At 54.4% G+C, this 425-nt stretch carries 1 protein-coding gene; it reads right to left on the bottom strand.

What is annotated here, in order from left to right; translation table 11 throughout:
• The coding region (locus F8C76_RS19235; RefSeq protein ID WP_283016260.1) for a GDSL-type esterase/lipase family protein at positions 1-325 on the bottom strand (325 nt) is incomplete at its 3' end.
• Positions 326-425 lie beyond the last annotated feature (100 nt).

The raw sequence follows: 425 nt of genomic DNA, 5'->3' as shown, positions 1-425 counted from the left end.
GGTTGCTGGCCATGACCATGGGAGACAGGCCACGCAGACCATCGTTACCTCCTAGTTCCACCACCACCAGATCCGGCTTGTGGCGAGCCAGAAGCGTCGGCAACCGTGCTTTACCGCCAGCAGTAGTTTCCCCGCTTACCGATGCATTAATCACTGGAAAATCCGGGCACCTTTCCTTCAGCTGTCGGTCCATAAGGGCAACCCAGCCAGATGATTTTTCAATCCCGTAGGCAGCACTGATACTATCGCCCAGTATCAGCACGCCATTGGCATGAACGGATGCCGCCAGGCACAACAACTGAACCAGCAGAAGATATCTTGCCATGAATACAACGTCTCCCGTTTTGCTTGCCCACAATCTTTGTAAGCGTGTTCAAGGCCCAGAGGGCGGGCTCGATTTGTTGCAGGGTATCACGCTTGAAGTC

Source organism: Flagellimonas olearia (assembly GCF_009184425.1).
Taxonomy (GTDB): domain Bacteria; phylum Bacteroidota; class Bacteroidia; order Flavobacteriales; family Flavobacteriaceae; genus Flagellimonas; species Flagellimonas olearia.
This window is presented reverse-complemented; position numbering and strand designations above follow the sequence as displayed.